Annotated in this window: 10 protein-coding genes and 1 pseudogene; 6 read left to right on the forward strand and 5 right to left on the reverse strand. The window is 32.6% G+C overall.

The genetic code is table 11. The features are described from left to right. Nucleotides 1-73: 73 nt before the first annotated feature. On the forward strand, nt 74-1501 hold the full coding sequence (locus AC2D6T_RS10975; protein ID WP_484681521.1) for a redoxin domain-containing protein: 1428 nt from the start codon (nt 74-76) through the stop codon (nt 1499-1501). Between the two features lie 534 nt (nt 1502-2035). On the opposite strand, the gene AC2D6T_RS10980 is transcribed toward AC2D6T_RS10975, so the two are convergent. Next, nucleotides 2036-3076: a LamG-like jellyroll fold domain-containing protein gene (locus AC2D6T_RS10980; RefSeq protein WP_484681522.1), complete on the reverse strand. Its 1041-nt coding sequence runs from the start codon at nt 3074-3076 to the stop codon at nt 2036-2038. A 134-nt stretch (nt 3077-3210) separates the two neighbouring features. On the opposite strand from AC2D6T_RS10980, the gene AC2D6T_RS10985 reads away from it, so the two are divergent. After that, nucleotides 3211-4611, forward strand: a complete 1401-nt coding sequence (locus AC2D6T_RS10985) for a hypothetical protein (protein ID WP_484681523.1) — start codon at nt 3211-3213, stop codon at nt 4609-4611. Between the two features lie 355 nt (nt 4612-4966). Here AC2D6T_RS10985 and AC2D6T_RS10990 read toward each other — a convergent pair whose 3' ends face one another. Beyond that, entirely contained in the window at nt 4967-5302 is a 336-nt protein-coding gene (locus tag AC2D6T_RS10990) for a hypothetical protein (protein WP_484681524.1), read from the reverse strand. 81 nt (nt 5303-5383) lie between these two features. Further along, nucleotides 5384-5683, reverse strand: coding sequence for a hypothetical protein (locus AC2D6T_RS10995; RefSeq protein WP_484681525.1), 300 nt, complete (start codon nt 5681-5683; stop codon nt 5384-5386). 182 nt (nt 5684-5865) lie between these two features. On the opposite strand from AC2D6T_RS10995, the gene AC2D6T_RS11000 reads away from it, so the two are divergent. From AC2D6T_RS11000 to AC2D6T_RS11015, 4 genes are all read left to right on the forward strand, one after another. After that, entirely contained in the window at nt 5866-7431 is a 1566-nt protein-coding gene (locus tag AC2D6T_RS11000) for a T9SS type A sorting domain-containing protein (protein ID WP_484681526.1), read from the forward strand. 9 nt (nt 7432-7440) lie between these two features. Beyond that, nucleotides 7441-7611, forward strand: coding sequence for a hypothetical protein (locus AC2D6T_RS11005; protein ID WP_484681527.1), 171 nt, complete (start codon nt 7441-7443; stop codon nt 7609-7611). 54 nt (nt 7612-7665) lie between these two features. Further along, a complete protein-coding gene (locus AC2D6T_RS11010) occupies nt 7666-10299 on the forward strand; it encodes a tail fiber domain-containing protein (RefSeq protein ID WP_484681528.1) in 2634 nt (877 codons plus the stop codon). Between the two features lie 76 nt (nt 10300-10375). Further along, nucleotides 10376-11032, forward strand: a complete 657-nt coding sequence (locus AC2D6T_RS11015; RefSeq protein ID WP_484681529.1) for an Lcl C-terminal domain-containing protein — start codon at nt 10376-10378, stop codon at nt 11030-11032. A gap of 292 nt (nt 11033-11324) precedes the next feature. Here AC2D6T_RS11015 and AC2D6T_RS11020 read toward each other — a convergent pair whose 3' ends face one another. Both AC2D6T_RS11020 and AC2D6T_RS11025 read right to left on the reverse strand, forming a co-directional pair. Beyond that, complete coding sequence (locus tag AC2D6T_RS11020) at nt 11325-21176, reverse strand: MBG domain-containing protein (RefSeq protein ID WP_484681530.1); 9852 nt, start codon at nt 21174-21176, stop codon at nt 11325-11327. A gap of 240 nt (nt 21177-21416) precedes the next feature. After that, nucleotides 21417-21556: pseudogene (locus AC2D6T_RS11025) on the reverse strand (IS30 family transposase); the annotation flags it as partial.

Consider the following 21556-nt stretch of genomic DNA (forward strand, 5'->3'; position numbering starts at 1 on the left):
TCTCAAATTGGTCGTATTTAAATAAAATAGGTTTTAAGACTAAAAGTTATTAGTTTTGTTTGAAATAAAATGAATGATGAATCTTTCTATTTTTTGGAAACTTATAATCCTTTGTAGCCTTACCAGTTGTGCTGAATCTGTCTCAGAAGATGCGGGATGTTTTATCGAATTTCAATCTGACACATACAAAAATAAACCTTTTTATCTTGCAAGCCACTTTGGCAAATACCAAACATTATTAGACTCTGTAACAGCAGATTCAAAAGGGAAACTTATTTTTAAAAACAAAAAAAAATATGTGAGCGGTATTTATATGCTGTTAAATGATTCTAAGGAAATTGAATTTGAGTTTTTAATGGATGCTGCACAACAATTCAAAATAGAGCCGAATTCCAAAAACCCATCCAAAACAAAAATTTACAACTCGCAAGAAAATATAGATTTTAAAGACTTTACGGTTTTTTTAAAAACAAAACGATCAGAAATTGAATTGTTACAAAAATCGATTAAAACTACGAGCAGCCCAAAAGAAAAACTTGACTTTGCAGATAAAATAAAATCCGTAGAAAATGAAATCGAAAAGTATAAACAAAATTATAGGTTGTTGCATACAAACACTTTGGCGCTTTTATTTAAGTTAACACAACCCTTAGAGGATTTTTCTTCACTAAAAAACCAAAAATTAGCAACAAAAAAAGATTCTTTACTTTTTTTAAAAAACAATTATTTTAGAGGTATAGATTTTAATGACAGTCGTCTATTAAGAAACCCCTTTTTTGAACAAAAACTATCCACCTATTTTAATGTATTTGTTCCTAAAACTGTAGATTCAATTACAGAAGAAATCACTAGAATATTAGACGAAGCCAACACCCTTAATAGTGATACATTTAAATACATGAGTCTTTATTTTATAGACTTATACATCAACCCTAAACAAATGGGGCACGATCGTATATTTTTAAATTTGTATGAAACCTATTTTAAAAACCAAACATACGAATGGCTGCCATTAACACAAAAAGAGCTTTTTAAATTAAAGGCACGCTTACTTGAAAATAATCAAATAGGCTCTAAAGCAAAAGAATTGTTTATGAATTCTATTGATAACACCCCCCTTTATTTATACGATTTGAATGCTGATTATATTGTTCTTGTTTTTTGGGATCCTACCTGCGGTCATTGTCAAACAGAAATTCCAAAAATAAACCGTTTGCATAAAAATGATTGGAAAAATATTAACCACTCCATTTATGCTGTAAACATCAATACGGAAGTGAAATTAGAATGGGAAAAATTTATTTCAAAGCATGATTTAAACACATGGAATCATGTATCGCCTGCCAAAGTAGTACGTGGAAATTATTCGCAAAAAGATGTAGACTACCAAACGCATTACAACATTGAGCAAACCCCAGTATTTTATTTATTAGACAAGGATAAAATTATTATTGGCAAAGACATAGATCCACAAGAGTATTCAAAACTCATGAAATCGTAAAATTTAGTTTGGTTCTAGTAGCATTCCATTAATATTTGCTCTGTGGTTCTTAAAAAAGTCTTACTAAAGGTGGGTATCTTAAAGTATTTTTCTTACAGGGTAGAGATATACTTTTATCTCTACCCTATATTTACAATTTCTATGCTTAAAACTCCTAATTAATATAAGGTAATAAGCACTTCCTAATTGATAACTAACCCCTGCATCGCTCATAGCGTATATTGCTAATTCTCCCGCGGTATAGCTTAGTTTGTTATTTTGATTCTCTAAAGTAGTACCAGCTGAATCTATGATTTATTTAAAAATAGTTTGGCTAAAACCTGAGAATCTAACAAATAAAAAAAATATAGTAGGTTACACACAACTTATTAATTAAAAAACCCTTACTACAATATGCTACATCATTTACTTATGTAATAGTTGCAGGCATAACCGAGAATAAAAAACAAAACAGTATTGAATCGGTTCTCAATGAAAAACAAAACAATATTTAACTGTTGATATCCTTTTGAACAGCCTGCTTTTTTTGTAATGCTATTGCAAGATAATTTTTTTAATATTTACCACCTCGTTTTCAGCATTGATAATTTTAACAAAATACATACCTTGCCCTGTCCAAGTATTTAAAGGAATAACATATTGTTGGGTATCCATTGGCTTGTTAAATACCTCTTGACCAAGTGTATTGGTAATTTTAATACGCCAACCCTCTACGTTATCAAGGTTACCACAATCAATTGTAATTTGTTCATTGGCAGGGTTAGGATAAATATTTACTGTACTTGTATAAGTAACAGGGCTCGTACTTAAAACCCCTGTATTAATGACTAATGTGGAACATTCATTTGAAGAAGTAGAAGTATATAAGTTAGCTATTTCTTGTTCTGTTAAAGCTCGGTTCCAATAACCTAAATCATCCATTTTACCACTAAATAAGTACCAATGACCATTTGCCATATGAAGTTCTCCAAAAGTTAGGTCTGTAGAACTTGTATTTATATCTATACTTAATTGCTCTTGGTTAGTTAATTGATTATTTATATACTGCTTTAATGTTGAGCCATCATATGTAATTACGGTATGATACCATACATCATAAGCGACTGCACCTCCTTCAACAACATTGCTGTTTGTTAAATTAGTACTGATTTCTCCAGAATAATTAATTTGATGCCTAAAAACAGCAGCTCCATTACCATCCCATCTTCCCATTATAGTGTGGGGTCTATTGTTAAAAGGGCTTGGTTTTGTTTCAAGATTAATCCAAGCAGACATTGTAAAACTATTTTCATTTGAAATTGTAGGATTATTAACTGTAATTCTGTTTTGAGCCCTGCCCCAACCTCCAGATGCATTTACATTAAAATAGTAAGCACTATTTTCATTCCCATCTCTATCAATAGTTAAAGTGGCACCATTAACCGTTCCATTATTTCCATTTCCGCTTTCATCATTGGCATTCCCATTAAATGGCCAATAACCAACTAAACCATTTGTTGGCACATAAGAAGGTACTTGTGCGTTTAAATTTGCTATGCATGCCATAACAAATAAAGTATATAGTATTTTTTTCATGATATATATTTTTTTCAAAATTAGTTTAAGAATCAAAAAAATCTTATAAATTTACAAGACATCATATTTTCGTATATTTTTTTCAACATCTATTTTACTAGTTTTGTTTTATAAAAATATTTAAATCTCCCAACATGATTTTTAATTTTAAACACTTAAAAAAAAATGTTTTATTTATTTATATAGCCCTAGTAAGTCCTATACTTCTAGGTCAAGTAAAGTTTAAAAACACTTCTAATTATTTGCTTTTTGAGAATGCAAGTACAGGAGAACCTATATTGGTGTATAATGATTCTATGGCGGTTAGCGGTCCAGAGTTTAGCCATCATTTTAAAATAAATTTTCCAAAAGAACTTAATTTAAATGATTTTAAAAACAATCAATACCAAATAAATGGCATCAATTACTTTGTGGATAACGGTTGTGGTAGAGTTTTAGAATTTAAAAAAAATACTTTTAAAAGGATAGATAATAGTTTTAAACACAACAATCAATATGGTGGTATTCCTTTTCAATATAAACAAACAATGTATTTATGGGGTGGTTATGGCTTGTTTACCCATAAAAATATTTTAACTTATTATGATTTTTTAGCTGGTGAATGGTTAGAACAAAATCAAGTTAACATAGAAAAAGTTGAACCAAGGAGTCGTATTTTTTCTTTAATTAAAGACAATAATCTCTATTTTTTTGGAGGGGGTATGAAATCAGATCATAAAAATGAATTCGCATACAATGGTAAATTTAATGCTGTTTGGAGATTAGACTTTAAGGACTTTACATTATATAAACTTCGAGAATTTGACAATAATCATGAATTTTTGAAAAATGATATAGATTACTATCCTCGCTTTCAGATAGACAATAAAATTATTCATATCTCAAACCTAATACGAGAAATTGATATTTTTAAGAATACTGTAAAAACATATACCATTAAAAATTTTAAAAATATTAAAAGCGTTGTATACCACAAAGCCTCCAAAAATATTTCTTTTACCTATAGTATTGATAGGCAAATTAATGGTGCCTTAAGCCAACCCTATGAGGAATTTAGAGGAAGTTTAATAAAAGAAACCCCTTTTTATAAAGATACTTTTTTAACAACTCTTTTAAAATACACGCTTTATGGTTTGGGTATACTAATTGCTATTTTTGGATTTAGACACCTCTATTTACGAAAAAAGAAACGTAACTTTAACATATACTATTCTAAAAACACCCACTCTTTTTATTTTAAAAAAACACCAATTATTTTAAATAATTTATCTACGCAAGTACTAGTTTATTTTATGAACAAACAATCAGAATATTTTTTACTCAATGAGTTGAATTCCATTTTGTCTATAGATATAAATACCGATAATTATATTACTATTAACAAACGAAGAGAACGCGTTTTAAAAGAATTAACCTTAGAATTGTCTTCTATTTTAAAAACCCCACAAGAAAGTATTTTTTCTTTAAGAAAAAATAAGTTTGACAAAAGACTAAAGGAAATTAAACTAAACATTACGATAGCTGTTAAAAAATAAATCATTAAAAATTATATATTCCTCATATAAGTTATTTATCTTTTTAAAAATAAAAAACAACTTTATAAACTTTTTTATATAATTACACAAAAAACTACTATTTAAAGTAAGACAACCCTATAAAAAATCTAAACCTGTATTTTTTTTAGTTTAAGTTCTTGGTGCTAAAATATTTTTGTTTCACAAGGTGATGCCATTTATAGAAACCCCATAAAAATCTTATTCTGTATAACCTTTTTGTGCACCATTACACAAAACCTACTACAATAAAAAAGCTATAGACTTTGTAAGGTCTATAGCTATTACCAAAATTGCTACTAGCTTAAATTGCTTAACCAATAATAGACTTGTACATTTAATAAAAATCGATGTATTCTACGGTATAAACGTAATTAGAAAAACCATCAACATACTCTTTAACTTTATATTTTTTTAGTGTAGTTGCTCTATATGAGTTATCTGATTCTATAATTTCATATTCTCTAAAACCATTATCTAAGCTTTCAGGAACGCTAGAGTGACTTTCAACATCAAAATCATAAACTTGTACGATTGACTTCCATTCTGATGTATTGTATTGAGCACCTCCCGAATTTGACCCCACTTCTGAATAATTGTTACTACTATTAAAAGGATCGTTAATTGCAATTACTGTGAATTCTGAATAAGATGTAGCTATTTTAACTTCCAAATAATTGTTGTTAGTATTTTTTCTAAACATAAGGTTTCCAACTGTAATTTCAGATGTTAAATCAGAATCAGGGTTCTGATACTAACCTCCATAGGGTTTATTAGAAAGGTCGTTGTAACTTACAGCTGAAACTTTTTGCCATTCGTTGCCATTATAAAAATAAAATCCAGGATCTTGGTCTTTTTGATAAATCATTAACCCTGTTGCAGGATTTCCAATAGCGTCTCTCTGTGTTTCTGTTAATCTTGGAATAAGAATACCGCCTGTGGTAGACACAACATCTAATGCTGCAGAAGCGTCTGGAGAATCTGTATTAATACCTATTTGAGAATAAGTAAATGCTGTAAAAAACAGTAACGTAATTAGAGTTATTTTTTTCATTTTTTTGTTTTAAATTATTAATATCATTTATGTAAAACAAATTTATTTAACTCCTATAAAAAAACGTACCTCAACATCAAAAAATTACTATCAAAAAATAAAATGAGTAGTTTGCACGTTATTTTTTTAAAATTGACATGTATAATTATATTTTTGTGTAACAAATAAAAATTTACCATAAAATGAAGTTTAAAATACTCTACATTTTCCTTTTAGCGCCGTTTATTATTGCAGCACAAAATTTAACAGTTGCCAACGGAGGAAGCATTACAATAGCCAAAAACAGCCATATTTTAGTTAATGGCAATTACACCAACACAGCAGGTACCATTACTTTACAATCCGATTCAGATGAATTTTCATCATTATTGGTTAGTGGCACTGCATCGGGAAATATCACCTACAACCGCTATGTAAATTCGGCAGGTACTGGAGAGTGGGATTTAATTGGTGCACCCGTCTCTGGTATGGCATTTAGTACTTTAATTCAAGATTCTAATATTGCAACAAATGCCAATTTTTACGCAGTAGGCTCTTATAACAATACTACCGACACTTGGACAAACGCCACCAATGCAACCACAGGTAATTTAACATTAGGGAAAGGATACCAGATGGCTACTACAAGTGGTGGCACACTCTCTTTTACAGGTGCTATTGCCAGCGGAGACCAAACTGTAACTATAGCCAACAATGATGCAGAAAATTCAGGAGCAGGAAGGCGGTGGAATTTAATTGCCAATCCATTTCCATCGTATCTTAATGGAAACTCTAATGCAGATCCAACCGATAATTTTTTAACAGTTAATACAGCAGCTATTGATGACGCCTTTGAAGCTATTTATGGATGGAAAGGTGATGGTAGTGGATATACAATTTATAACAACACAAGCACAGCCACTTACATTGCACCTGGTCAAGGTTTTTTTGTAGCGGCTGCTGGCAGTGGAGAGAATCAAACCATTAGTTTTACCAAAGCTATGCAAACGGTTACAGGAGCCGATGATTTTGTAAGCGATACTCAAGTTTTTCAAGTAAGAGGAAAAAAATCTTCTGATAATTACGAATTAGTTTTAGACCTATATACTGATGCTGTTAAAGTAGATGACACTAAATTTTACTTTAAAGATGGATTAACTTTAGGTTTAGATCCAGGGTATGATGCTGGTGCCTTTGATCAATCTTCAGGTTTCAGTTCTAGACTTTTAGAACAAGACAATGGAGTAAGTATGGACATTAATGCAATGTCTACAGAAGCTATGAATAATGCTACAATACCACTTGTTATATACCAAGAAGCAGGTGTTGCTCTTAAAATACAAGTAGCAAATAGCACAATACCCGAAAATATTAACGTGTATTTAGAAGACACTACAAAAAATACCTTTACACCTCTTAATAACAAAGATTTTAAACTCTTAGCGCAAACTAAATTGAATGGTGCGGGTAGGTTTTACCTTCACTATACTACAAAAACTCTTACCACAGAAAGCGTGAGCAGTGCCTCTTTTTTAACTGCTTATAAAGGTACAAACAGTAACTATATAACTATAGAGGGTTTGCAGAAGTTTTTACAGCCAGCAAATCTTCACCTTTACAATGTATTGGGCATAAAAGTACTTTCTAAAAAAATCCAAAAACCTACACAAAAAGAGATGCTTTCTACAGTAGGTTTAGATACAGGAGTCTACATCCTAAAAGTGCAGGCAAAAAATATTGTTTTTACAAAAAAATTAGTCATAAAATAAGTATTTAAGATGAAAAAAACAGCAAACACACCTAACGGTACCGATGATATTAGTAGAAAAGACGCTATCAAGAAAATGGGAAAATATGCTACACTAACAGCCATGGGTACTTTTATGATTCTAAGCCCAAAAAAAGCACAAGCGGCATCTGCCCCTTCAGACCCTGGTGCTTGGGGATAAAACAAAACTAAAAGATCAAAAAACCAAAAAAAAATATTAAAAACAAAAAATAAAATGAAACATATTTTTACACTTTTAGCAATTACAATCGGGATGACTGTGAATGCACAAATGGATGACAATAGCTCTGGTGCTTCTGCAACAGGAAGTGGTTCTGTAGCAATGGGGTATTTTACAACAGCAATAGGTACTAGTTCTACAGCAATGGGAGAAGAAACAACAGCAAGTGGTGTATCTTCTTCAGCAATGGGGTTCAATACAAGAGCAAGTGATTATGGTTCTTTAGTGATTGGAAGCTATAATTTAAGTGGTTCTACAGTAACTGTCAGTAGCACTTCATTCGACACAGCCAACACCGCATTTGTAATTGGGAATGGTACAGATACTAGTAGTAGATCCGATGCTTTTAAAGTATTATTTAATGGAGACACATATCTATCTGGTAATCTTTTTTTAGGCAATGAGCAAATTACTGCTACGCCTTCAGAAATTAATTTACTAAGTGGTGTTACAAGTCTTTCAACTGGAATATTATCACCTATTACTGAAAACAGTAATACAGGTGTTAGACTGTCTAACGCTGATGCTGATAATTTTGGAAATATTGGTTCTAGTGCAGTTGATTTAAGCTATTCAAGTAGTTCAAGTGATAAATTTGGTGCAACAGGAACTAGCTCTGTAGCAATGGGGTTTGAGACAACTGCAAGTGGTTACGCATCTTCAGCAATGGGATTTTGGTCAACAGCAAGTGGTGCTATCTCAACAGCAATAGGATTTGGAACAATAGCAAGTGATCAGGGATCTTTAGTTATTGGAAATTACAACTTAAGTGGTTCAACAGTTACAGGTAGTGCTGAACAGCTTAACCTTGCAAACACCGCCTTTGTAATCGGGAATGGAAATCCTGATGTTAGATCCGATGCTTTTAAAGTATTGTTTAATGGAGACACGTATGTGGAGGGTAATCTATTTTTAGGGAATGAGCAAATTACTGCTACGCCTTCAGAAATTAATTTACTAAGTGGTCTTACAAGTCTTTCAACTGGTATTTTATCACCCATTACTGAAAACAGTAATACAGGTCTTAGATTGTCTACCTATAATGCTGATAATTATGGAGATATTGGCTCTAATGCAGTTGATTTAAGCTATTCAAGTAGTTCAAGTGATACACGTGGTGCAACAGGAACTAGCTCTGTAGCCATGGGATATGATGCAGAGGCTAGTGGTCTTATCTCAACAGCGATAGGATTTAGAACAACAGCAAGTAGTAGTTATTCTACAGCAATGGGCTATTTATCAACAGCAAGTGGTAGTTATTCTACAGCAATGGGACAACAAACAACAGCAAGTAGTATTTCTTCTACAGCATGGGGAGGTTTAACAACAGCAAGTGGTAGTTATTCAACTGCAATGGGACGATCAACAACAGCAAGTGGTGCTTTTTCAACAGCAATGGGATTTGCAACAACAGCAAGTGATTATGGTTCTTTAGTGATTGGTAAATACAATTCAAGTGGTGCAACAGTTACTAATAGTGCTACTTCATTTAATACTGCCAACACTGCCTTTGTAATCGGGAATGGTGAAGATGCTGGTAATAAATCTGATGCTTTTAAAGTATTGTTTAATGGAGACACGTATGTGGAGGGTAATCTATTTTTAGGGAATGAGCAAATTACTGCTACGCCTTCAGAAATTAATTTACTAAGTGGTCTTACAAGTCTTTCAAATGGTGGAGTGTTATCACCCATTACTGAAAACAGTAATACAGGTCTTAGATTGTCTACCTATAATGCTGATAATTATGGAGATATTGGCTCTAATGCAGTTGATTTAAGCTATTCAAGTAGTTCAAGTGATACACGTGGTGCAACAGGAACTAGCTCTGTAGCCATGGGATATGATGCAGAGGCTAGTGGTCTTATCTCAACAGCGATAGGATTTAGAACAACAGCAAGTAGTAGTTATTCTACAGCAATGGGCTATTTATCAACAGCAAGTGGTAGTTATTCTACAGCAATGGGACAACAAACAACAGCAAGTAGTATTTCTTCTACAGCATGGGGAGGTTTAACAACAGCAAGTGGTAGTTATTCAACTGCAATGGGACGATCAACAACAGCAAGTGGTGCTTTTTCAACAGCAATGGGATTTGCAACAACAGCAAGTGATTATGGTTCTTTAGTGATTGGTAAATACAATTCAAGTGGTGCAACAGTTACTAATAGTGCTACTTCATTTAATACTGCCAACACTGCCTTTGTAATCGGGAATGGTGAAGATGCTGGTAATAAATCTGATGCTTTTAAAGTATTGTTTAATGGAGATGCTACAGTGGGTAATGATTTAACTGTAAGTGGCGATATCGTTGTAAATTCTGATATGCGTTTAAAAGCAAATATTGCATCATTAGGTGCTACATTGGCTAAGCTATTGCAAATAGATGGAAAAACTTACACAATGAAAAGAGATGCTACTAAAAAACAAAAGATTGGGGTATTAGCTCAAGACATCGAAAAAGTATTTCCTGAATTAGTTGTAGAAAATAAAGGGATTAAATCGGTTAACTACCAAGGCTTAGTACCTGTGCTTATAAATGCACTAAAAGAACAAGATGCTAAATTGAAAGCACAAGAAAAAAGGTTAGCACGTTTAGAAAAGCTTTTTGCTAAAATGGCTAAATAATCTTATGCGCCTTCAGACCCAGGTGCTTGAGGATAAAACAATTTAAAAAAAAAACACACTATTAAAAAACACACCAATGAAACAAATTTTCACATTTTTAATAGCAGTAGTATTAACTGCAACAACGTATGCTCAAGTGGGTGTAGGTACAACAACTCCAGATGCTTCGTCTGCATTAGATATTACCTCTACCACAAAAGGGTTATTAATACCAAGAATGACAGAGACCCAGCGTGATGCGATTAGCTCTCCAGCAACTGGATTAATGATATACCAAACAGATGGTACAGTAGGTTTTTACTATTACAATGGTAGTAGTTGGGTTGAAGTAGCTGCTACTTCCAAAACTTACTCTGTAAACACTTTTTATGCAGAATTAGGAGGTTACGTTATAGAGGTAAATAGTGATGGTACACACGGTTTGGTGGTTGCGATGCAAGACCAAGGAACTTTATCAAACTGGTATGAAGCTAATGACTTATTGAGCAATGCTTCTAATCACGATACTAACGGCGCTAAATTTAAAGATTGGCGGTTACCTACCAAAAGAGAATTAAATCTTATGTCTATTGTTTATCGTAATGGAAATGGAGCTTCTTTAAACAGAACTGACTACTGGAGTTCTACGGAGAACAGTAACACTAACGCGTGGGTGCAGTATACGGGTGGAGGTGGTGCGTACCACTACGATAAAACCGCAACATTCGCTGTGCGTGCTGTTCGGGCTTTTTAGTTATTTAATCATTTATCAATTTAATTAGTGCCGCGTAAGCGGACGTTTTTATTTTTTAAAATGAAAGAGGCAAATAATTATTTACTGGCATTATTTTTAAGTATTATTTGTATTGTGAAAATATTTTTTTGAATTATAAAACTTACTAAATATTTTATTGTTTTAAATAAAGATTATCTAAACAAATATAACTTATATAACAGCTTATTAATTTCATAAGTTTTTATATTACCATAAGAATTATAGATTAATTTAAATTTAAATATTGTGTCTCAACAGTTTTTTAGATAGGTTATATTTTTAAAAACTTTTTTGTAACAAGCTTCTTATCTTTTGTGATTTTTAAAATATAAGTTCCATTTTTTAGATTACTAATTTCAATCTTATTTTTAGTCAAGTAATTAAAAACTTTTTTAATAAGTTTCCCTTCAATATTAAAAATAGATACCGTATAACCCTGATCTTTTATGCCTTTAATTTGTATGAAGCTATTTGAAGGGTTTGGATAGATCATCACATCTCTAGATTTAAATTCTTCCTCTAAAACAGATAAAGTTACTATTCTTAATTCTTGCGAAACAGGATCTGCTGCTTTATAATTAGCGTTACCTTCTTGACTTGCAGTAATAATTACAGTACCAGTAGCAATAACTGTAAGCTCATTACCCAGTATTGTTGCAATAGATTCGTTAGAACTTGTATAAGAAATAGATAAACCAGATGTTGCCTCTGCTGTTAAAACGATTGTTTTACTATTAATATTCTCTTCAGCTAATGAATCAAATGTAATTATTTGAGAAGCCTTAGTAATCTCAAAAGTACTAGCAGTAAAGTCAATGGTATAGTTTGTATTCTCTAGTGAGCTAGAAATGGCATAAGTACCTACATCCTCTCCAGGATCTCTAGAAAGCTGTCCAGTTAAGGCATCAGAACCGATTAAACTTTCAGATAAGGTATAGGTAAGTTCAGGATCAGCTTCACCATAGACTTTAGTGATTGGATTTGCATTTATTGCAATCGGTTTAGGAGTAATCTCAAAAGTACTGGCAGTAAAGTCAATAGTATAGTTTGCATTTTCTAGTGAACTAGAGATGGTATAAGTTCCTACATCCTCTCCAGGCTCTCTAGAGAGCTGTCCAGTTAAGGCATCAGAACCAATTAAACTTTCAGATAAGGTATAGGTAAGTTCAGGATCAGCTTCACCATAGACTTTAGTGATTGGATTTGCATTTATTGCAATCGGTTTAGGAGTAATCTCAAAAGTACTAGCAGTAAAGTCAATAGTATAGTTTGCATTCTCTAGTGAACTAGAGATGGTATAAGTACCTACATCCTCTCCAGGTTCTCTAGAAAGCTGTCCAGTTAAGGCATCAGAACCAATTAAACTTTCAGATAAGATATAGGTAAGTTCAGGATCAGCTTCACCATAGACTTTAGTGATTGGATTTGCATTTATTGCAATCGGTCTAGGAGTAATCTCAAAAGTACTAGCAGTAAAGTCAATAGTATAGTTTGCATTTTCCAGTGAACTAGAGATGGCATAAGTTCCTACATCCTCTCCAGGCTCTCTAGAGAGCTGTCCAGTTAAGGCATCAGAACCAATTAAACTTTCAGATAAGGTATAGGTAAGTTCAGGATCAGTTTCACCATAAACTTTAGTATTTATAAACAGTGATACTGTAATCGGTTTAGGTGTAATTTTAAATTCTGAAGAACTTAAGGCTATATTATAATTACTATTATTAGATGAACTTGTTAATGTATAGGTACCAATATCTTCACCAGCCTCTCTAGAGATATTAATTGTTAAGTTGTCTGTTGCTAGCGGAAAATCTGATAACTCATAATTTAGTATTGGTTCTTCATCTCCATATATTTTATTATCTGGGTATACTGTTGCCGTAATTAGTTTTGGAGTAATCGTAAATTCTGAGGAAGCTAATAAGATATTATAATTTGAATTTTCTAAATTACTTGTTACTAAATATGTACCTACATCTTCACCAAACGCTCTAGTTATAGAACCTGTAAGTGTATCATTACCAATTAATTCATCTGAAAGTGTATAGTTAAATTCTGGATCTGGGTTACCATACATTTTTGTATTTGGAACAGTTACTGTAATTGGTTTTGGTATAATAATAAATGCTAAGGGATCTAAAGAAATACTATAATTTGAGTTTTCTAAAGTACTTATAAATGCATAGGACCCTGCATCTTCGCCAGTAGCTCTAGTTATAGCTCCTGTAAGTGTATCATTCCCTATTAATTCATCTGAAAGCGTATAGTTAAATTCTGGGTCTGGTTCGCCATATACTTTTGTGTTTGAGACAGCTACAGAAATTTGTTTAGGTACAATTATAAATTCTGATGAAATAAAATCAATATCATAATTAGAGTTAGAAAAATTACTAATTGTTGTATAAGTTCCCGCATTTTCTCCAGGTTCTCTCGATAAACTTCCCTGTAAAACTTGGTTATTTAATAGGGGTTCAGAAAGTGTATAACTTAACTCAGGATCTTGAGTGCCATATGATTTAGTAACATTATCTGCAATAACAAAAATTTTTCTTGGGGTAATTGTTACGTTTTTTGATACAAAATCGATATCATAATTTGGGTTTTGCAATGTGCTTTCTATTGCATAGGTACCCACATCTTCGCTAAGAACTCTCGTTAAAGATCCTTCTAACTTGTCTTCATTTAACAATTTTTCTGATAGTGAATACGTAAATACAGGATCTTCATCTCCATATGTTTTTGAACTTTCATTGGCTGTTAACGTAATTGGTCGTGGTAAAATTTTAAAATCTTCAATTACTGTATGAATCTCGAAATTTTCACTTTCGAGAGAAGAAGTTATTTTATAGGTGCCCACAGCTTCTCCTGCTTCTCTTGTTAAATTTCCTTTAATATCTTTTAGATCTATCCAATCAAAAGATGGTGGCAGTTGATAGGTAATTTCAGGATCTACTTCTCCATAAATTTTAGTAACTTCACCTACAGCTACACTAATACTTTTTTTCTTGATAGTAAAGTCTGCTTTCTCAATATTTATATTATAATTAAGACTGCTAAGTGTTGATTTAATCTCGTAAGTACCTACTTGTTCTCCTAAAACTCTATATAAGCCTCCATCTAAATTTATATCACTTAATTGTTTTGGTTTTAGATACGTTAACGCTGGATCTTCATCGCCGAAAAATTTACTTTGGCTATTTACAATGATGTCAATGTCTTTTTTAGCTATAGTTATGGTACTTGTTTTTTCTAGTTGATAATAGCCGTTAGCTTCTGTAAATACTACTTTTACCAATACTTCTCCAGCTCTATTTGTAGATAATACAGAATTATTAGCCCCAGATAAGCTCGCTAAACCGGTTCCTCCATTTTCAATAAAAAATTCAAAATCACCTTCTACATCAACGATAGAGGCTTCTAAGTTTAGTGTATCACCAAAGGTAACAACTGTATCTTGAAAAAGTATCTCTGGCATTGCTTGTAACTGATACAGACTCCAAGAATGATGCTTTTCATACACTGCTAACTGTGCTGCAGGAACGAGAACTTTTATATTTTCTGGATTTTTTCCAAAAGTTGCATTTAAGCTCACAAATTCTTCAATCATAGGAGGCTCTGGAGTGTCTACAATAATATACTCAAATTTGTCTTCAGGTTGATTAAATGCCTCCATACCAAGCATCATAAGTTGATTTGAAACCATTATGTGTTTGAGTTTATTTCCGGCAAAAGCCTTAATACCAACTTCCATCAACAATTTAGGCAACGCTAGTTCTGTTAATTCATTTCCTGAAAAAGCTTCCTCTCCAATGATAACTAGGTTTTCTGGCAATGAAACTCTAGAAAGTAAATTGTTTTTAAAACATGCTGGCTGAATATAAGTTAGTGCATCTGGTAAATCAATTTCTGTTAATTTATTACCTGCAAAGGCTTCAGATTCAATAATTTCAAGTTGCTCTGGTAAACTTACTGTAGCAATATTATTATTTTCAAAAGCTCCAGCCCCAATGAAACGAACATTATCAGTTAAAACAACCTCTTCTAGATTATTATTTTTAAAGGCATAATTACCAATCTCTAATAACGTGTTTGGAAATGTAATAGCGTTTAAAGCGGCATTTTGAAAAGCACCTGCCTCAATAAAGGCTAGCTGATTTGGTAAGTTTACTTTTACTAATCCTGTCATATTTAGAAAAACATTATCACCAATTCCGGTTACTGTATACGTAATGGTAGAATTTTCTACCGTATTTGGAATCGTTACTTCTGTTATCTCTGTTATGTCTGGAACATTAAAATTAACTCCAGTTAACTTTACAGTATAAGGAGAAATTGCTGAAATAATTTCAAAAATAAAACCATCTTTTTCAAAAACCTTTTGAGGCAAAATAGAGAATGTTCCAGGCTCAAAAGTAATCTCATATTTATCATTCGCTAAGGTTGAGCTAATTTGATAATCACCAAGTTCCTCTCCAGAAGCTCTTGTTATAGAGCCTGTAAGTTCATCATTACCTACTAAACCAGGAACAACAGTGTATTTTAATTCAGGATCTGGATCATTATAAAGTTTTACTGTATTGTGTGCTTTGATTGTAATTTTTCTGTCTGCAATGATGTATTTAGCACTTTCAAACGTGATGTCGTAATTGGAATTGGCTATTGTAGATGAAATAAGATATTCACCTACTTCTTTACCTTCTGCTCTAGTTAATTCTCCAGAAAACACATCTCCATTAACGATTGCTGGTTCTGTTGTATATGTTAATGGAACGTCGGTATCTCCATAAAAAATAGCTTTATCTTCAGCAGAAATAGTGATTGGTTTTTTGGTAATCTCATAATTAGCAGTTACGAAGGTTATATTATACCCAGGATGTGATAGTGAAGAAGTTATAGGGTAAATGCCAACAGTTTCTCTAGTTTCTCTTGAAAGCTGTCCTACTAAATTATCTGTCCCCACTAAACCTTCACTTAAGCTATATGTTAGTGGTTTAGCTTCTTCTCCATACTCAACTGTTTTACTATCTGCAGTTATGGTAAGTGGTTTTTTTGTAATCGTAAAATCTGCAGGTATATACGTTATATCATAAAGAGGATGTGAAATATTTGAGCGAATTTCATAGGTACCTGGGGCATCACCACTTTCTCTAATTAAACCACCTTGAAAACTAACACCATCAATAAGAACGTCAGATAGTGAATAGGTAAGTGCTGGATCTTGTGCTCCATACACTTTTGTTTTAGCGTGTGCTGTTAGTGTTATGCTTTTTTTAGTGATTACATAGTTGGCTTCTTTATACGTAATATCATAATTAGGATGACTTAAAGTAGAACTTATAGTGTAGGTTCCAGGAAGCTGACCTGCTTCTCTTGCTAACGTCCCTGTTAGTACATCATTACCCACTAAATTCTCACTTAAACTATAGGTAAGTGGTTTTTCTGCAGCGTCATAAACTTGTGTTATCGGATTTGCAGTAATAATAAGAGGCTTCTTTTTAATGGTGTATATGCCTTTTTCCCAAGTAACAGCATAATTCGAATTATTCCCTTCGATGTGTATTAAATATCTACCAGGATCAGTGCTTGTTGATCCTTTAAACATAAAAACATCTAAAGATTCATTCTCTGTAAGCGCTGGTAACACCTCATAGCTAAACGCAACTGACTCCTCACCGTAAACTTGTTCTTTATCTATCGCCTTTACTGTTAATGGTTTTTTAGTAATGGTAAGTGCTGCTGGGGTATAATTAATCGTGAAGTTATTACTTGTTAACAAAGATGTTATCTCATAGCTTCCAACGTTTTCTCCAGCCTCTCTGGTTAGCGTTCCGTTAACACTTGTTAGGTCTATTCCTGAAGGCGTTACACGATACGTAAACACAGGGTCTTCATTACCAAATTGTTTCGATACTGCATCTGCAATGACCGTAATTTCCTTTTTTTGTATGGTAAAAGTTGCTCCTGTAAAAGTAATATCATAGTTGGAGTTTGCTAATGTGGAGGTAATGGCATATTCACCAACAGTTTCGCCATTTGCTCTGGTAAGAGCACCTGATAATTGATCATTACCATTTAAAAAGAAGGTAGAATTTAATGCGCTGGTATTGGTTTCTTCACCCGCTATTTTTAGCGGTAAAGGTGCGTCTGTATCTCCATACACTTTTGAACTAGCAATCGCTTCTATAGTGATAGGTTTCTTAACTATAGTGGCTGTTATGGTGTCTTTTACCTCTAAATACCGATCACTTTCTAAAGATGTTGCCTCAATTAATACGGTACCGACTTCAACAGGTGTAAAGGTTGTATTATCTGATGAAATTACCGCTTTTCCAGAACCCCCCTCGATAATTTTATAACTTAAATTGGTATTAAAGCTAGTGCTGGTTGGTAAGTTCTTTTCTGTTCCGTAAGTAGTGTTAAAATCTTCTAACGCTAAGGGTGGTATTGCTTTTGGGGTGTATTCTTTCCATATATCAGTTTCCCAGTAGGCAGTATTACTAGAGAAGGGTACTTTTAACTGTTCCAGATTTCGTGGCAAATAAAAATAATCGGTTAATGAGGGAGGGGTTGTTGCATTCACCAATACACGGTCTAATGGATTATTGGCAAAAGCCCACGGTCCAATAGAAGATACAGTGGCTGGAAAAGTTACTTCCTTTATCATATTCTTATTAAAAGCCCAACTACCAATAACGGCTAATGAATTAGGTAGTGCTATGGCTGTAAAATCGTTAAATGCAAATGCATTTGACCCAATTTTCACAATTGAATTTGGAAGATCAATACTGGATAGCCTCTTAGCATAAAACGCTTTTGTGCCAATACTAGTCACTGTATACGTAATACCTGCATCATTTACATTGCTTGGTATGCTTACTTCTTTTGAAGCTCCTGTATAATCAATAACTTCTACAGTTGGCGTTTCCTCTGTTGTAGTAACTGCATATACAATACCTTCTTTTTCAAATTCTGTTCTGTTAACAATAGTGTAGGTAGCTGTTGTATCAGTAGCCAAATAAGATCCTTTTGCTGCAATACTGGCTTTTAGTTTAATGGTTCCTGTATTTGTAGGGTTTAAAAATTGGTTGCGTTCTCCAGAAAGGGTAGCTGTTGCAGTCCCTCCTGGTAAAATAGTGTACGTAATTTCCCCATCAGATACAGAACTTGCCTCCAATTCAATACTTTCTGAAAACTTTTTAGTGACATCGTAAAAATTTAGGTCAGGCATAGTAGAATAGGTATAATCTCTCCAATTTACATTAGATTTATATTGCGCTAGTTGCTCATAAGGCACCTGAATAATTATATTATTGTTGTCTCCAAAAGGTTTACCATCTGTTCTTGGTAGTGTAAGGTTTTTAAGAAAAACTTTAGAAATTGGGTTGTTATAAAAACTAACCGAATTTATCTTTTCAATTTGACCATTAATATGAATCTCTGTTAGTTTGTTATTGGCGAAAATACCAGCATTAAGATCAGTTATGGAAGCTGGTATCTCAATATGTGATATTTGATTAGACGAAAATGCAAAATCATGTATTTGGTTTATTGAGTTTGGAAGTATTACTTCTTTAAGTCCGTTATATAAAAAAGCGGCAAGTTCAATTGTTTTTACGGTGTTGGGAATATGAACTTCTGTTATACTTTTGTCTCTAAAAGCTCTCGCCCCAATAACAGTAACAGAGTAGCGGTTACCTAGGTATTCAACACTTTCTGGGATGTTTACTTTCCTATTTTCTCCTGTATAACCTGTAATTGTTACACTGTAAGAAGTATTAGAATTTATCTGGTATTGTAACCCATCGATACTAAACTTATTACTAGGTTTTATTGTTATAACTGCTGTTTTTTCGTGAGCTAAGTAATCTCCTTCTTCATCTATCGAAGCCTTAATGACCACTTCACCCATCGTTTTTGGGGTAAAAACTTTATTATTTTCGCCCGATAATGTTGCTTCAGCGGTAGTGCCCTCTGGTACAATCGTATACGTAATTTTACCTCTAGAATTAGAGCTAGCCTTTAAAGTTATATTTTCTGATAAATTAACGGATGCTTTATAGAAACTAATACTTGGCAAGACTTTTGGTAAATAAGCAGCCCAAGGACTATCTTTATATCTGTTTAAACTATAAGCACTCACCTGCAATTTGAAATTTGCATTAGAATCAAAAGTATTTGAGGTAAACGTAGGAGGGTTGTCAGAGTCAAGAATCACATAATTTAGTGGTGTATTTTGAAATGCATTTTCTCCTATTCTATTGATCCATTTAGGAATTTTTATTTTTGTTATTTGTTTGTTTTTAAATGCATTGTCTTCAATAATTGTTATTGTATATAAACGACCCAAATCTATTATTTCTTCTGGTATAATTAATTCTGTATCAGTAGCTGTATAATTCGTAATACTAACAGATTTATCACCAACTATTTTGTAGTGTATCCCTTCTTTTATAAATTCATTTCTTCGGGTTAAGGTAATAACAGCGGTCTTTTCTGCTGCTAAATAATCTCCATTTGCTGCAATCTTTGCTTTAATATGCAAACTACCTAAATTTGTTGGCTGTACTATTTGATTGTTTGCACCAGAAAGATTTGCAGTAGTTGTGCCCCCTTGCACGATTTCGTAGGAAATAGCACCTCCAGAATTGGAAGTAGCATTTAGCGTAATTGTTTCTGAAAATGGAATACTAATATCTTCAAAATTAATGCTAGGTTTCTCTTTTAATAGATGTTTTTTCCACTCTTCATCATTTTTATAGGCAGATAAACGCCCTTCAGGAACTACTACAAGTAAATCTTCAGATCTAAAAAAATTATTAAATGGATCAGAAATTGTTGGAGGGGTTACTGCGTGTACAATAACCTCTTCCAAATTAGACTCAAATACACGATTGCCTATTTTCTGTAATGATTTTGGGAGTGTTACTGTTGTCATTTCATTATTTCCAGCAAAGGCCCAGAGCTTAATTTCAGTAATATTTTCAGGTATAACAACCTCTGTTAACTTGTTATTGCTAAAAACAGCAGTCTCAAGAACTGTAAGTGAATTTGGGATATTAATCTTTGATAGGTTATTGTCACCTAATGCATGTTGCCCAATACTTTGTATGGTTTGTGGTAAGTTAATATTGGTTAAATTATTATACATAAAAGCAAATTCCCCAATAGTAGTAATAGGGCCCAAAATCTCAACTTCCTCTAAATCTCCTTTCCAAAATGCTTTTTCTTCAATAGCGGTTATGGTGTAGTCAATGCCTGAGTACGCCACAGTTTCTGAAATAGTAATTGCTTTTTTAGCCCCTGTATATCCCTTAATTGAAACTTCAAATGGGATACTGTTTTTTATAACCTTAAATACAAAACCATCTTTACTAAATTCAGCCCCTATATCTGGCGTTATAAATAAGGTACTTGTTATACTGTTTGAGACATAATCTCCTTTTTCAAGAACGGTTGCTCTAATTTTTACCGTTCCAAAACTAGTTACCTGAAGTATTTCATTTCTCTCTCCAGAAAGGCTTGCTGTTGCTGAACCACCCTCCACAATAGAGTAAATTATTTTACCTCCTGAATTTGAAGTAGCATTTAAGGTTATTGGATCATTTGTAAATTCTTTAGTTTGATTGTTAAAGGTAATTGTGGGTTCTACTCTAGGTTTTAATAATTTCCAAGTAGGGTGGTTTTTATAAGCGCTTAAACTTTGTTGCGGTACCTTAAGTGTAAAAGGGGGGTTTTTTTTAAATGCGTTCACGTGTAATCTAGGAGGAGTTGTTGCTTTTATAGTAACCGAAGTGAGGTTATTATCATAAAATGCTTCATATTCAATTACATTGATTGTTTTTGGAATGACTAATGTCTTTAGTTCTTTGCTTTTAAAACTTTCACTTTTAATTCCAATAACTGGAGCCTTAAAAAATAATGACACTCTATCCATATTTAAACTATCTGGAATTACTACATCCTTAGAAGAACCAATGTAACGGTTAATTAACCACCTATAATTATCTTCACCACCTCTCGAGATTATACTCTGATTTAATATAAAAGCATCTTCATCTTGAGCGCTAACTTGAATAGTTGTTAAAAAAAAGAAAAGAAACAAAAATAATTTAGGAAACTTCATCATCACAGAATTAAAATTTATACCCGCAATGTATTTTAGTCTAGATAAAAAATTAAGGAAAGTATGGCAAGATGTGTTTCAAAAAGTTTTTTTGACATAAATTTTATCAGTTTTATAAATAATTACATTTTGAAAAACTAGAAAAAGCGCTTTATCTACATAGATGCCTTCAACAAAAAAATAAAAGGCTTTAATGCGAAGAGATAAAGTTTAATTGTACTTATTTAGTAAAAGCTGAGTTCAACTCATAAGTGAAACAAACTTATTATTTAGAGTTTCAATAGGACTAAGATAATTGAATTTTCTAATAGGTCTGTTATTAATTGATAATTCTACTTGTTTAATTCTTTGATTAGAGATTTTATTTAAGTCTGTTTTCT

Source organism: Polaribacter sp. YIW18, from assembly GCF_057219325.1.

Excerpts from the sequence above, each read along its gene's own strand:
- AC2D6T_RS11015 (WP_484681529.1), top strand. The coding sequence starts at position 10,376 with ATGAAACAAATTTTCACATTTTTAATAGCAGTAGTATTAACTGCAACA.
- AC2D6T_RS10980 (WP_484681522.1), bottom strand. The coding sequence starts at position 3,076 with ATGAAAAAAATACTATATACTTTATTTGTTATGGCATGCATAGCAAAT.
- AC2D6T_RS11005 (WP_484681527.1), top strand. The coding sequence starts at position 7,441 with ATGAAAAAAACAGCAAACACACCTAACGGTACCGATGATATTAGTAGA.
- AC2D6T_RS10985 (WP_484681523.1), top strand. The coding sequence starts at position 3,211 with ATGATTTTTAATTTTAAACACTTAAAAAAAAATGTTTTATTTATTTAT.
- AC2D6T_RS11010 (WP_484681528.1), top strand. The coding sequence starts at position 7,666 with ATGAAACATATTTTTACACTTTTAGCAATTACAATCGGGATGACTGTG.
- AC2D6T_RS11020 (WP_484681530.1), bottom strand. The coding sequence starts at position 21,176 with ATGAAGTTTCCTAAATTATTTTTGTTTCTTTTCTTTTTTTTAACAACT.
- AC2D6T_RS10995 (WP_484681525.1), bottom strand. The coding sequence starts at position 5,683 with ATGAAAAAAATAACTCTAATTACGTTACTGTTTTTTACAGCATTTACT.
- AC2D6T_RS10975 (WP_484681521.1), top strand. The coding sequence starts at position 74 with ATGATGAATCTTTCTATTTTTTGGAAACTTATAATCCTTTGTAGCCTT.
- AC2D6T_RS11000 (WP_484681526.1), top strand. The coding sequence starts at position 5,866 with ATGAAGTTTAAAATACTCTACATTTTCCTTTTAGCGCCGTTTATTATT.